Origin of the sequence: Serratia sp. YC16 (assembly GCF_009707615.1) — a bacterium.
Classification (GTDB): Bacteria; Pseudomonadota; Gammaproteobacteria; order Enterobacterales; family Enterobacteriaceae; genus Serratia; species Serratia surfactantfaciens.
The window spans coordinates 305,334-318,685 of the sequence record NZ_WLYN01000002.1 but is presented as its reverse complement, the minus strand read 5'-3'; the positions used below and the strand labels follow the sequence as shown (position 1 = coordinate 318,685).

General features: G+C 60.5%; 11 protein-coding genes. 4 read left to right on the top strand and 7 right to left on the bottom strand.

The features are described from left to right. Nucleotides 1-112 precede the first annotated feature (112 nt). Nucleotides 113-1,810: an NAD-dependent malic enzyme gene (locus tag GKN89_RS08975; RefSeq protein WP_063919060.1), complete on the top strand. Its 1,698-nt coding sequence runs from the start codon at nt 113-115 to the stop codon at nt 1,808-1,810. A gap of 169 nt (nt 1,811-1,979) precedes the next feature. Next, the gene (gene sanA, locus GKN89_RS08970; RefSeq protein WP_004938948.1) at nt 1,980-2,723 is read left to right on the top strand and encodes an outer membrane permeability protein SanA; all 744 of its coding nucleotides are present in this window, start codon (nt 1,980-1,982) and stop codon (nt 2,721-2,723) included. 63 nt (nt 2,724-2,786) lie between these two features. Here the strand turns inward: sanA and mglC are convergent, their stop codons facing one another. The 7 genes from mglC to GKN89_RS08935 all read right to left on the bottom strand — a co-directional run bounded on the left by mglC (nt 2,787) and on the right by GKN89_RS08935 (nt 11,157). Then, complete coding sequence (gene mglC / locus GKN89_RS08965; RefSeq protein WP_004938953.1) at nt 2,787-3,797, bottom strand: galactose/methyl galactoside ABC transporter permease MglC; 1,011 nt, start codon at nt 3,795-3,797, stop codon at nt 2,787-2,789. An 11-nt stretch (nt 3,798-3,808) separates the two neighbouring features. Then, nucleotides 3,809-5,317, bottom strand: a complete 1,509-nt coding sequence (mglA, locus tag GKN89_RS08960; RefSeq protein ID WP_019454418.1) for a galactose/methyl galactoside ABC transporter ATP-binding protein MglA — start codon at nt 5,315-5,317, stop codon at nt 3,809-3,811. A 98-nt stretch (nt 5,318-5,415) separates the two neighbouring features. Further along, entirely contained in the window at nt 5,416-6,408 is a 993-nt protein-coding gene (gene mglB, locus GKN89_RS08955) for a galactose/glucose ABC transporter substrate-binding protein MglB (RefSeq protein ID WP_154746813.1), read from the bottom strand. A gap of 264 nt (nt 6,409-6,672) precedes the next feature. Next, complete coding sequence (gene galS, locus GKN89_RS08950; protein ID WP_063919059.1) at nt 6,673-7,710, bottom strand: HTH-type transcriptional regulator GalS; 1,038 nt, start codon at nt 7,708-7,710, stop codon at nt 6,673-6,675. Between the two features lie 127 nt (nt 7,711-7,837). Next, nucleotides 7,838-9,010 (bottom strand): DUF418 domain-containing protein YeiB, encoded by a 1,173-nt coding sequence (gene yeiB, locus GKN89_RS08945; RefSeq protein ID WP_019454421.1) that lies wholly within the window; start codon nt 9,008-9,010, stop codon nt 7,838-7,840. 79 nt (nt 9,011-9,089) lie between these two features. Further along, on the bottom strand, nt 9,090-9,755 hold the full coding sequence (gene folE / locus GKN89_RS08940) for a GTP cyclohydrolase I FolE (RefSeq protein WP_004938969.1): 666 nt from the start codon (nt 9,753-9,755) through the stop codon (nt 9,090-9,092). A 244-nt stretch (nt 9,756-9,999) separates the two neighbouring features. Next, nucleotides 10,000-11,157, bottom strand: a complete 1,158-nt coding sequence (locus tag GKN89_RS08935) for a YbfB/YjiJ family MFS transporter (protein WP_063919593.1) — start codon at nt 11,155-11,157, stop codon at nt 10,000-10,002. Nucleotides 11,158-11,262: 105 nt separating this feature from the next. On the opposite strand from GKN89_RS08935, the gene GKN89_RS08930 reads away from it, so the two are divergent. Continuing rightward, complete coding sequence (locus GKN89_RS08930) at nt 11,263-12,183, top strand: LysR family transcriptional regulator (RefSeq protein WP_154746812.1); 921 nt, start codon at nt 11,263-11,265, stop codon at nt 12,181-12,183. 30 nt (nt 12,184-12,213) lie between these two features. Next, nucleotides 12,214-13,338, top strand: coding sequence for an S-(hydroxymethyl)glutathione dehydrogenase/class III alcohol dehydrogenase (locus GKN89_RS08925; protein ID WP_063919057.1), 1,125 nt, complete (start codon nt 12,214-12,216; stop codon nt 13,336-13,338). The last annotated feature ends 14 nt before the right edge of the window (nt 13,339-13,352 follow it).

Here is a 13,352-nt window from a genome sequence, read left to right as displayed (position 1 = left end):
TCGATAATTACGCCAACCTGGTTCATCATCTGGCAACAAATGCTGTACATCTGCTCTTTATCTTTTAGGATCGTCGGCAATAAAGTTATCTGATACGTGAAGAGTAAAACTGATGGAACTAGAATACGAAAGCAAACGCCCGCTCTACATCCCTTACGCCGGCCCAATTCTGCTGGAATTTCCGCTGCTGAACAAAGGCAGCGCTTTCACCGAGGAAGAACGTAGCCACTTCAACCTGCACGGCCTGCTGCCAGAAGCGGTGGAAACCATCGAAGAACAGGTGGAACGCGCCTACCGCCAGTATCAGGATTTCAAGAACGATAACGATAAGCACATCTATCTGCGCAACATCCAGGACACCAACGAAACCCTGTTCTACCGCCTGCTGGACTCGCACCTGAGCGAGATGATGCCGATCATCTACACCCCGACCGTCGGCGAGGCCTGCGAACACTTCTCCGATATTTACCGCCGCGCGCGCGGGCTGTTCATCTCCTACCCGAACCGCGATCGCATCGATGACATGCTGCAAAACGCCACCAAGCAGAACGTCAAGGTGATCGTGGTCACCGACGGCGAGCGCATCCTCGGCCTGGGCGATCAGGGCATCGGCGGCATGGGGATTCCGATCGGCAAGCTGTCGCTGTACACCGCCTGCGGCGGCATCAGCCCGGCCTACACCCTGCCGGTGGTGCTGGACGTCGGCACCAACAATCCGCAGCGCCTCAACGATCCGCTGTACATGGGCTGGCGCCATCCGCGCATCTCCGGCGAGGAGTACCACGCCTTTGTCGAAGAGTTTATTCAGGCGGTCAAACGCCGCTGGCCGAACGTGCTGCTGCAGTTCGAAGACTTCGCGCAGAACAACGCCACCCCGTTGCTGAACCGCTACCGCGACGAGATCTGCTGCTTCAACGATGACATTCAGGGCACCGCTGCGGTCACCCTCGGCAGCCTGATCGCCGCCAGCCGCGCCGCCGGCAGCCAGCTGCGCGATCAAACCGTCACCTTCCTCGGCGCCGGTTCCGCCGGCTGCGGCATCGCCGAGCAGATCATCGCGCAGATGAAGTCCGAAGGGTTGAGCGAAGACGAAGCGCGCGCCCGCGTGTTCATGGTCGACCGTTTCGGCCTGCTGACCGACAAGCTGCCGAACCTGCTCGATTTCCAGAGCAAGCTGGTGCAGAAGAGCGACAATCTCGCCGGCTGGGAAACCGCCAGCGACGCCATTTCGCTGCTGGACGTCGTGCGCAACGCCAAGCCGACCATTCTGATCGGCGTGTCCGGTCAGCCGGGGCTGTTTACCGAAGAGCTGATCCGCGAGATGCATAAGCACTGCGAACGCCCTATCGTGATGCCGCTGTCCAACCCGACCTCACGCGTGGAAGCCCGTCCGGAAGACATCATCAACTGGACCGACGGCGCCGCCCTGGTGGCAACCGGCAGTCCTTTCGCCCCGGTGAGCTATAAAGACCAGCTGTTCCCGATCGCCCAGTGCAACAACTCCTACATCTTCCCGGGCATCGGCCTCGGCGTGCTGGCCTCCGGCGCCACCCGCGTCACCGATTCCATGCTGATGGCCGCCAGCCGCGCGCTGGCGGACTGCTCGCCGCTGGCTACCGACGGCCACGGTGCGCTACTGCCGAATATCGACGATATTCAGGGCGTGTCGAAGTGCATCGCCATGGAAGTGGGCAAAGCCGCGCAGCTGCAGGGCGTGGCGATCGTCACCTCCGAAGACGCGCTGTCGAAAGCCATCGAGCACAACTTCTGGCGGCCGCAGTACCGCAGCTACAAGCGCACCTCGTTCTGATCGGCGCGCTGAAATGACCCAGCCCGGCTCCGCCGGGCTTTTTTGTGCGGTAAAACCGCCGAAAAATGCGGCGGAGCGCGTGCTTCAGGCGGTTCGCGTCTTGCGTCGCCCGGTCAGGTAAAGTAGCCTTGATCCATCTTTTTCAGCCCGGCGCGCGTAAGGCAACAACATGTGGAAACGCCTGATAATCAGCCTGTTCATCATCATTGCGGTGTTGATGGGCTCGGCTATTGCGCTCGATCGCTGGATCAGCTGGAAAACCGCGCCTTACGTCTACGACGAACTGCAGGAATTGCCGCACCGCCAGGTTGGCGTGGTGCTCGGCACCGCCAAGTATTACCGCACCGGGGTGATCAACCAGTATTACCGTTACCGCATTCAGGGGGCGATCAACGCCTATAACAGCGGCAAGGTGAAATACCTGCTGCTGAGCGGTGACAACGCCCAGCAAAGCTATAACGAACCGATGACCATGCGGCGCGATCTGATCGCCGCCGGCGTAGCGCCGAGCGATATCGTGCTGGACTATGCCGGCTTCCGCACCCTGGATTCCATCGTGCGCACCCGCAAGGTGTTCGACACCAACGACTTCATCATCATCACCCAACGCTTCCACTGCGAGCGGGCGCTGTTTATCGCCCTGCACATGGGGATTCAAGCGCAGTGCTACGCGGTGCCGTCGCCGAAAGACATGATGACGGTGCGCGCTCGCGAGATCTTCGCCCGCCTGGGCGCACTGACCGATCTGTACATCCTCAAGCGCGAGCCGCGCTTCCTCGGCCCGTTGATCCCGATCTCCGCCATGCATACAGTGCCGGAAGACGCCCAGGGGTATCCCGCCGTCTCACCGGAACAGTTGGTGGAGCTGGAACACAAGCTGAAAGAAGAGAAGCAGAAAGCTAAACAGCCCTGACGCGCAATGCCCAACAAGAAAGGCCGGCAATATGCCGGCCTTGTTGTCTGCGAAGCCAAACAGCTACTTCTTCTTGGCGTATTTCAACGAATCCAGCGCCACGGCGAAGATGATGATGCTGCCCTTGATGATGTACTGCCAGTACGGGTTGATGCCGATATAGGTCAAACCGTAGTTGATGACGGTGAAGATGATCACCCCGGTCACCACACCCCACACCGTACCCACACCGCCGGCGAACGAGACGCCGCCCACCACGCAGGCGGCGATGGCGTCCAGCTCGTACATAAAACCGAGGTTATTGGTGGCGCTACCGATGCGCCCCGCTTCCAGCAGGCCGCCAAAGGCGTAAAACACGCCGGACAGCGCATAGATCATGATCAGGTTCAACGGCACGTTGACGCCGGACACCTTGGCCGCTTCAGGGTTGCCGCCGATGGCGAAGATGTTCTTGCCAAAGCGGGTCTTGGTCCACAGGATCCAGACGAATATGATGGCTATTAGCGCATAGAAGGTAATGTACGACAGCTTGAAGTCACCGAAGCGCAAAAAGCCCTGGGCAAAGGTGGAGAACTTCGGATCGAAGCCGGCGACCGGCGAAGCGCCGACCGAGTCGTAATACAGCGAGTTGATGCCGTAGACGATGATCATGGTGCCCAAGGTGGTGATAAACGGCGTCACGTTGAGATAGGCGATAATCAAGCCGTTGACCAGGCCGATCACCGCGCCGACCGCACACACCAGCAGAATAACCAGGGGAATCGACCAGGTTTCCATGTGCGGAAACACTTTGTTGACGTTATCCATCGATTGCAGCAGCGTCGCAGCCACCACCGCTGCCAGCCCCACCTGGCGCCCGGCGGACAGGTCGGTGCCCTGAGTGACGATCAGCCCCGCCACGCCCAGCGCAATGATGATGCGCACCGAAGACTGCGTCAGGATGTTGCTCAGGTTCATCAGGCTGAGGAAGGTGGGGTCCTGAATGATGATGATGGCCAACAGCACCAGCAACACCACGTAAATGCCGCCTTCCTTGAAATAGGTAAATAAGGTTTTTTTATTTAGCGCGTTCATAATTCCGATCCTTAAAGGTGCAGGGAGGCGAGACGTAAGATTTCATTTTGCGAGGTCTGTTTGGTGTTAACGATGCCCGCAACCTGACCATTGCTCATCACCAAAATGCGGTCGGTGATCCCCAACAGCTCCGGCATTTCGGACGAGACGATAATGATCCCCTTGCCCTTCTTCGCCAGCTCGGTCATCAACTGATAGATCTCGAACTTGGCGCCCACGTCGATGCCGCGCGTCGGTTCATCCAGCATCAGGATCTCCGGCTGCGTCAGCAGCCAACGGCCGATGATCACCTTCTGCTGGTTGCCGCCGGACAGCGAACCGATATGGGTGTGATGCCCCGGCGTTTTCACCCGCATGGCGTCGATCACCCACTGGGTGTCGCTCTTCATTCGCGCGTTGTCCAGCAGGCCGAGCTTGTTCTTATAATTGCGGATATTGGAGATCAGCGAGTTGAAGCCCACGTCGAGATAAGCGTAAATCCCGGTGGAACGCCGCTCTTCGGTCACCAACGCAAAGCCGTGGTTGATCGCTTCGTTGGCGCTGTGGTTGTCGATCGCCTTGCCGTGCAGCTTGATAGTGCCCGCCACCTTTTCGCGAATGCCGAACAGCGTCTCGACAATATCGGTGCGCTTGGCGCCCACCAGCCCGGCGATGCCGAGGATCTCGCCCTGATGCAGATCGAAGGAAACGTCGCGGATCGAGGGCTGGCGCAGCGAAGTCAGGTTCTTCACCTCGAGGATCACTTCACCCGGCGTGTTCTGCCTGTCGGGGAAACGCTGGCTCAGCGAGCGGCCGACCATCATGGCGATGATCTTGTCCATATCCAGCCCTTCCAGCGGCTGGGTGGCGATCCACTGGCCATCGCGCAGCACCGTTATCTCGTCGCACAGCTGGAAGATCTCCTCCATCTTGTGCGAGATATAGACAATGCCGCAGCCGCGCTCTTTCAGCTTGCGGATAATGGTGAACAGGTGATTGACCTCTTTCTCCGTCAACGAGGAGGTCGGTTCATCCATGATGACGATCTTGGCGTCGTAGGAGAACGCCTTGGCGATCTCGATCATCTGCATCTGCGACACCGACAGATTGCCCACCTTCTCGCGCGGGTTGATGTCGATATCCAGCTCGTCGAAGATCGCCTGGGTGTCTTTGAGCATTTTATCCTGATCGACAAACAGACCTTTGATCGGGTAGCGACCCAGCCACATGTTGTCCATCACGGTGCGTTGCAGTACCAGGTTCAGCTCCTGGTGCACCATGGAAACGCCGTGTTCCAGCGCCTCCTTCGAGCTCTTGAAATCGATTTCCCGGCCCTGAAACACGATGCTGCCGCTGTCTTTCTTGTAAATGCCGAACAGGCATTTCAGCAACGTCGATTTCCCCGCCCCGTTCTCCCCCATCAGGGCGTGAATCGAGTGCGGACGGACGCGTAAATTGACATTATCCAAGGCTTTGACGCCGGGAAACGACTTACAGATATCCGTCATTTCCAGCAAAAATTCGCGTGAACTATCGGCCATAAATACACCTGGCTTAACGATTTGCAGTCGTAAACATCCCCGCCGGCGGTATCCCTGGTGTTGGCGCCGCAGGCGGGGTCTTAGCGGGATCTCAGCGCTTATTTAACAAACTGAGACAGGTTGTCTTTATCTACGCCGACGTAAGGAATACGCACGACTTTATTTTCGATTTTATATTGGGTGCCTTCGGTGACCGGTTTGCCCGCCGCCAGGTTCTTCGCCAGCTCGAAAGTGGCTTTCGCCTGGTTATCGGCGTCGTTCAACACCGTGCCCGCCATCGCGCCGGATTTCACCAACGCCAACGCTTCAGGCAGCGCATCGACGCCAAACACCGGAATGCTGGTCTTGTTATGCGCTTTCAGCGCTTCCACCGCGCCCATCGCCATGGCGTCGTTGTTGGCGATCACCACTTCAATCTTGTTGGCGTTCGGGCCGGAGAGCCAGGCATCCATCTTGTCTTTCGCCTGTGCGGTGTCCCACATCGCGGTATCCATCTGCAGCTGTTGGGTCTTGATGCCCTTCTCGTTCAGCGTTTTCACCACGTAGGTGGTGCGCGCCTCGGCATCCGGGTGGCCCGGCTCGCCCTTCAGCAACACGTACTGGATCTGGCCGTCTTTGTTCAGATCCCAGGCCGGGTTGGCTTTCCAGTGCTTGGCGATCAGCTCGCCCTGGATCACGCCGGATTCTTTGGAGTCGGTGCCGACGTAATACGCCTTGTCGTAGCTGTCCAGCGCCTTGCGGGAAGGTTCTTTGTTGTAGAACACCACCGGGATATCGTTTGCGCGCGCCTTATCGATAACCACCGGCGCCGCGGCCGGGTCGACCAGGTTGATCGCCAGCGCTTTCACGCCCTTGGCCAACAGCACGTCAATCTGGTCGTTCTGTTTGGACTGGTCGTTCTGCGAGTCATTCATCAGCAGGGTGACGTCCGGCGAGGCCTTGGCGTCTTTTTCGATCGCTTTGCGCACCACCGACATGAAGTTGTCGTCGTATTTGTAAATCGTGACGCCAATACGGGTATCAGCATGGGCTGCGGCGCCAAACATCATGGCTGCGGCCAGGCCGGCCAGGGTGAAAACCTTCTTATTCATTGTCAGTCTCCGGTTCTGTGTAGGGTATTACTCGTCTTTGAGCCAATGGTCACCGGCAGTGCGCACACCCCAGGCCAGGCGATTTCCACTCAACACCTGTCGTCCGTGGATCTTGTTATTTCCGAGAAATGCTGCGTCAGCGCGAGATAAAGGTTACAGCGGCAAGGGCCTTTGCGCCGGAAAACGCCTAGAGCATAGACGGCGTGATGTTAATAATCTGTGAATTTTCTCACAGATTGAAAACGGTTACACAAGACTAAATCGTCAGAGAGTGACCGTCGCCTCACTTTGCCAGGGAGCGACGGAATGGCGGCGCACCAGCGTCGGCATGAACAGATGCTCGGCCTGCGGCTCTGCCAGGCCAGCTGCGCCCTGCAATGCCAGCTCGGTCGCCAGCGTGGCCATCGAGACGATCGGGTAGCGCACCGTGGTAAGTTTGGGGCTGGTGTACCGCGCGATGGGGATGTCGTCGAAGCCGATCAGCGAGAAATGCTGCGGCACAGTGATACCGTTTTCTTTCAGTACCGCCATGGCACCGGCGGCCATGGCGTCGTTGTAGGCGAACACCGCGCTTAGCTGTAAGTTGCGCCCCAGCAGCTCCACCATCGCCGCCTCGCCGCCCTGCAGATCCGGCGAACCGTAGGCGCGCCAGCTGTCGGGCGTCGCCAGCCCGGCGGCGGCCATCGCCTGTGCGTAGCCCTGCTGACGCAGCGGCCCGTCCTCGATCGGGTGGTTGGAACCCAGATAGCCGATGCGCCGATGGCCCTGCGACAGCAACAGGCGCAGTGCCATCTCGGCGCCGCAGACGTTATCCAGCCCGACGCAGCGCGATTCATAGCCGGAAACGATGCGGTTGATCAGCACCATGCCCGGCACCTGCTCCAGAAAACCGATCAGCTCGGCATCGCTCAGGGCTTTGGCATGGACAATCAGGGCGTTACAACGCTGGCGGATCAGCACTTCGATCGCATGGCGCTCTTTGTCCGCCTGATGATAGCTGTTGCCGATCAGCAGATATTTGTGGTGTTTCTGCGCCACCGTGTCTACCGCTTTCACCAGCGCACCGAAGAACGGATCGGACACGTCCATCACTACCACGCCCAGGGTATCGCTGCTTTGGGTCGCCAACGCCTGTGCATTGGCGTTGGGGCGGTAGCCCAACTCCGCCACCGCCTGCAGCACCAGCTCGCGCGTCTCCTTGCTGGTCAACGCGCTATGATTGAGTACCCGGGAGACGGTCGCGACAGAGACCCCGGCGCGTTTCGCCACGTCGCGAATGGTGATCGGATGAACTGGAGGCATGCAGGATCCTGAAATCGGGGTAGTGGCCGGTGGCGCTATCCTACCCCGATTGGCCCGCTGTTCTGCGTGAATTACGTCACAGGAAAGAAAACGTTTACATACATTTTTTTAACCTGCCGGCGGGCGCTCACTTCGGCGCTTTGGTTTCCGCTTCGCCGGCGGCCATCTGCGTCAGCTTGCGCCACAGCCACTCCATCGGTCCCTGGGTGAAATAACGCAGCCACAGTGCGGAAAACGCCAGATTGATCAACCAGACCAGCGGTACAAACGCCAACAGCTGCAGCCGGTCGAACCGCTCATAGAGACCGAAGCGATAAAACAGCGTGGTGCAGATCAGCGTTTGCAACAGGTAGTTGCTCAGCGCCATGCGCCCCACCTGGCTCAGCCAGTGGGCGATGCGCAGGCGCGACAGCGCGGGCCAGAAGCCATAGCACAATGCCAGATAGCCCATCGCCTGCAGCGGCGCGCCCAGCTCGCGCGGCACCTGCAGCAGGAAACCGCTCCAGCGATAGTCCCAATGCACCTGCCATTGCAGCGCCACCGCCGGCAGCTGGATCAGCACCGAGAGCGGCAGCAGCCACGCCGCCTGCCGCAGATAATAGCCGGAGGAGTAGCTGCCGCGCAGCCAGCCGCTGCGCATCAGCCCGGCGCCGAACAGCATCAGCCCCGCCAGCTCCCAGCCATACTGCGCGCCGATGGCCAACAGGCTGGAAGAGAGCAGATCGGCGCGGCTGCGCCAGGCTTCGAAACCGCCCTGCAGCTTCCAGAACTTCTCGTACTGTAACTCCGCCACGCCAGGCAGCCAGAAGCCGCCCGGTTCGCCGTGCGAAACAAACCCGAGCAGCAGCAGTACCGCCACGCCGATCAGATACAGCACCACGCCGGTTTTCAGCAGTTGAAAGGTTTCTTTGGCATCGCGGATCAGGCGCCAGCACACCAGGCCGATCAGCCCGTAGGCCAGCAGAATGTCGCCGTCCCACAACAAGATCGCGTGCGCGAGGCCAAACAGCACCAGCCACGACAGCCGCGCGCGGATCCAGCTTTTGCCTCGTCGCAACAGCATTTGCAGCCCGGCGCCGAACAGCAGCGCGAACATCGCCAGGAATTTGGCCTGGGCGAAGAGATCGAGCAGCGCCCAGGTCCAGGCGTCGCGTGATGACGGCATACCCAGATAAGCCGGGTTGAGGTAGGCGGCCTTCGGCAAACCGAAGGCGCTGATGTTCAGCAATAAAATGCCGAGGATGGCGATGCCGCGCACGCAGTCCAGCGTGGCGATGCGCGGCAGAGGATGACTGTTCATTTTTTATCGCTGTCTTCCGCTCATGAAAAAGGCGCCCGCAGGCGCCTGTTGTCGTCTTGCGGGTCGCCCCGCAACGCCATCACCCCTGGTGATGACGCACCGCGCGCAGGAACTCCTGGCGGGTGTTCTGGCTGGACTTGAACAGCCCCCCCAACGAGGTGGTGGTGGTGGCGCTGGTCGCGTCGCGGATGCCGCGCGCCTTGACACAATAATGGACCGCATCGATCGATACCGCCACGTTATTGGTGCCGAGCAGAGTTTGCAGCGCCACCAGGATCTGCTGGGTCAGGCGCTCTTGCACCTGCGGACGCTGGGAGAAGAACTGCACGATGCGGTTGATCTTCGACAGACCGATCACCGAGTCTTTCGGGATATAGGCCACGGTGGCCTTGCCGTCGATGGTCACGAAGTGGTGTTCACAGGTGCTGGTCAGCGTGATATCGCGCACCGTCACCATCTCATCCACCTTCATCTTGTTTTCGATGACGGTAATTTTCGGGAAGTTGGCGTAGTCCAGGCCGGAGAAGATCTCGTCGACATACATTTTGGCGATGCGATGCGGCGTTTCCGCCAGGCTATCGTCGGACAGATCGAGATTCAGCAGCTGCATGATTTCGGTCATGTGCTCTTTGATGCGGCGTTTGCGCGTTTCGCGATCCAGCACTTCCCCGCGCAGCGGGGTCTCCAGACCACGCTCTTCCAGCGCCGCATGCACCAGCGCGGCTTCTTTACTTAATGATGTCATGTACTTGTTCTCCTGCGGACGGAACCCGCCGGCGGCCAGGCATGGCGTGCGGCCGACGGATTGCTTGCTCTCGTGACGGCAGAGTTTTCGTGATGGATAACGTGAACCCGGTCAAGATTTTGCCCCCACTGTAGATGAGAGCGCGGCGATTATCCAGTGATTGTGCGTCATCCGCAGGTGAAATATTCGCATTTAGCACAATCAGGCCGGCTGCGGGATTCCACGTTTTTTGTATGGATTTTAATCACCGCGGAGCCGCTTTTTGCACCAATCGCCGCGCTGGCGTATTGACCACCAATACGCCGGCCGCCAACAGCGCCGCCACCGCCACGTACAACGCCGGCTCCAGCCGATGGGTCAAAGCGGTCGACAGCGCCGACAGCATCGGCCCTACCAGCTGGCCGATCGCATAGCCGGTAGTCAGCAACCCGGCCATGTAGCGCGCATGGCGCGGCGCCAGCTCCCGGCCGTGCTGAAGAGCGAGCTGCACCACGCAGAGAAAACCGCCGCCGGTCAACAACGCCCCGAGCGCCAGACCGGCCACGCCCGGCACCACTTCGGCGCTCAGCACGCCCAGCGCCTGCACCCACAGCGTGATCGCCAATCGGGTCTGGGTGGTCAGGCGGTGGCGGGTCAGAATACCGATGACGATCCCCAGCACCGCCGCGCCGCCGAATACCGGCCAGACGAACTGCGCGAACAGGCTGCCGGGAAAACGCGCCGCCGCCATCTGCGACAAGAACGTCGCCGGCAGGATGTAGCCGAAGCCGGCCAGGCTGTAACTCCACACCAAACGTTTGAGCGCCGGCGTCAACAGCAGCGGCTCCAGGGCTGCGTTCGGGCGGTGCAACTCGCCGGCCCGCGGCAGATAGGCGCTAATCGCTCCTATCAATACCAGCGCCAGCACGCCATACGCCAGCCAGGCCTGTGCCGCCGTCAGCCCCAGCGTGTTGATGCCCACCGCCAGCATGCCGCTGAGGAAGATACCGGCGCCCGGCCCGGCGAACACCGCCGCGCTCAGCGCCGGCCTACCGTAGTGCGCCAACCGCTCGTTGGTCCAGGCCGCCACCAGTACCATCGCCCAGCCGCTGGCCCAACCGATGACGAAGCGCAGCGCACCGTGCGTCCACGCATCCTGCGCCAGCGCCGACAGCAGCGTCAGCACTACCGCGCCCCACACGCCGAGCCACAGGCGCCGTTCGACGTGGCGCGTGGCGCGCATCGCATCATAGGCGCCGCACAGGTAGCCCAAATAGTTGATCGCCGCCACCAGCCCGGCGCCGGTCAGGCTGAACTGGTGTTCAGCGATCATCAGCGGCACCTGAGGGGTGAAAGCGAAGCGGCCGATGCCCATCGCGACGATCAGCGCGACAAAACCACTCAAGGCAATGCGTAAAGCCATATCGATATCCAAAAGGTTAAAAGAAGGTTGCCAGTATCATGCCGCAGTATTAAACTCACAAAAACTGAATAATAGTTATCAAGTTCATCACGAAAAGAGAATGAAATGGATCTGACCCAGCTTCGCATGTTCTGCTGCGTGGCGGAAACCGGCTCGGTCGCCCGCGCCGCCGAGCAGCTGCACCGCGTGCCGTCGAATCTGACCACCCGGCTGCGCCAGCTCGAGCAGGAGCTCGGCGCCGATCTGTTTATCCGTGAAAAGCAGCGTCTGCGCCTGTCGCCGATGGGCCATAACTTTCTGTGTTACGCCAACCGGATTCTGGCGCTGAGCGACGAGGCGATGAGCATCACCCACGCCGGCGAACCGGCGGGCAACTTCGCCCTCGGTTCGATGGAAAGCACCGCCGCCACCCGCCTGCCCTCGCTGTTGGCGGCTTATCACCAGCGCTTCTCGCAGGTTTCACTGTCGCTGACCACCGGCACCTCCGGCGAAATCGCCGATCGGGTGCGCGCCGGCACGTTGGCGGCCGCCCTGGTCGACGGCCCGGTGCCTTATGACGAGTTGAACGGCTGTATCGCCTATCCTGAACATATGGTGGTGATCTCCTGTCTCGATCATGCGCCGATCCACAGCGCCAAAGACGCCAATGGCGAAACGCTGTTCGCCTTTCGCGCCAGCTGCTCCTACCGCCTGCGGCTGGAAGCCTGGTTCAAAAACGAAGGGGTGCGGCCGGGGCAGGTCATGGAGATCCAGTCCTATCACGCGATGCTGGCCTGCGTCGCCAGCGGCGCCGGGTTGGCGATGATCCCGCACTCGGTGCTCAGCCTGCTGCCGGGCCATGAGCGGGTGCGGGTTCACGCCCTCCCGCCGGAAGTGGCCGACACCGCCACCTGGCTGCTGTGGCGCCGCGACGCGTTCGGGCCGAACGTGCGCGCACTGAAAGAATTGATTATTGAACAGACGGAAACCGCCGCTGTTGATGAAAGCACCCCCGACGATTTATCAGACGTTAACAATATCGCCTGATTTAAAAAGAAAACCACTGAGGAGACTATGATGGAGATGATCAAAACCCGCGCCGCCGTTGCCTGGGGCCCGAACCAGCCGCTGAAGATTGAGGAAGTCGATCTGATGCCACCGCAAAAAGGCGAAGTGTTGGTGCGGATCGTCGCTACCGGCGTCTGCCATACCGACGCCTACACCCTGTCCGGCAAAGATCCGGAGGGCGTGTTCCCGGCGATCCTCGGCCATGAGGGCGGCGGCGTGGTGGAAGCGGTCGGTGAAGGCGTCACCAGCGTGGCGGTCGGCGACCACGTAATCCCGCTCTACACCCCGGAATGCGGCGAGTGCAAATTCTGTAAATCCGGCAAGACCAACCTGTGCCAGGCGATCCGCGCCACTCAGGGCAAAGGGCTGATGCCGGACGGCACCACCCGCTTCTTCAAGGACGGCAAGCCGATCTTCCACTACATGGGCACGTCCACCTTCTCCGAGTACACCGTGGTGCCGGAGATTTCACTGGCGAAAATCAACAAGGAAGCGCCGCTGGAAGAAGTGTGCCTGCTGGGCTGCGGCGTGACCACCGGCATGGGCGCGGTGATCAACACCGCCAAGGTGCAGCCGGGCGATACCGTGGCGATCTTCGGCCTGGGCGGTATCGGCCTGTCGGCGATCATCGGCGCGCAGATGGCCGGCGCAGGCCGCATCATCGGCATCGATCTCAACACCAGCAAATTCGATCTGGCGCGCAAACTGGGCGCCACCGATCTGATCAACCCGAAAGATTACGACAAGCCGATTCAGGACGTGATCGTCGAGCTGACCGACGGCGGGGTCGATTTCTCCTTCGAGTGCATCGGCAACGTTAACGTGATGCGCTCCGCGCTGGAATGCTGCCACAAGGGCTGGGGCGAGTCGGTGATCATCGGCGTCGCAGGCGCCGGTGAAGAGATCGCCACCCGTCCGTTCCAGCTGGTGACCGGCCGCGTCTGGCGCGGTTCGGCATTCGGCGGCGTCAAGGGCCGTTCGCAGCTGCCGGGCATCGTCGAGCGTTATCTGAACGGCGAGTTCGCGCTGAACGACTTTATCACCCACACCATGGGGCTGGAGCAGATCAACGAAGCGTTCGATTTGATGCACGAAGGCAAATCGATCCGCACCGTTATCCACTTCGACCAATAAAGCCAGGAGGCAGA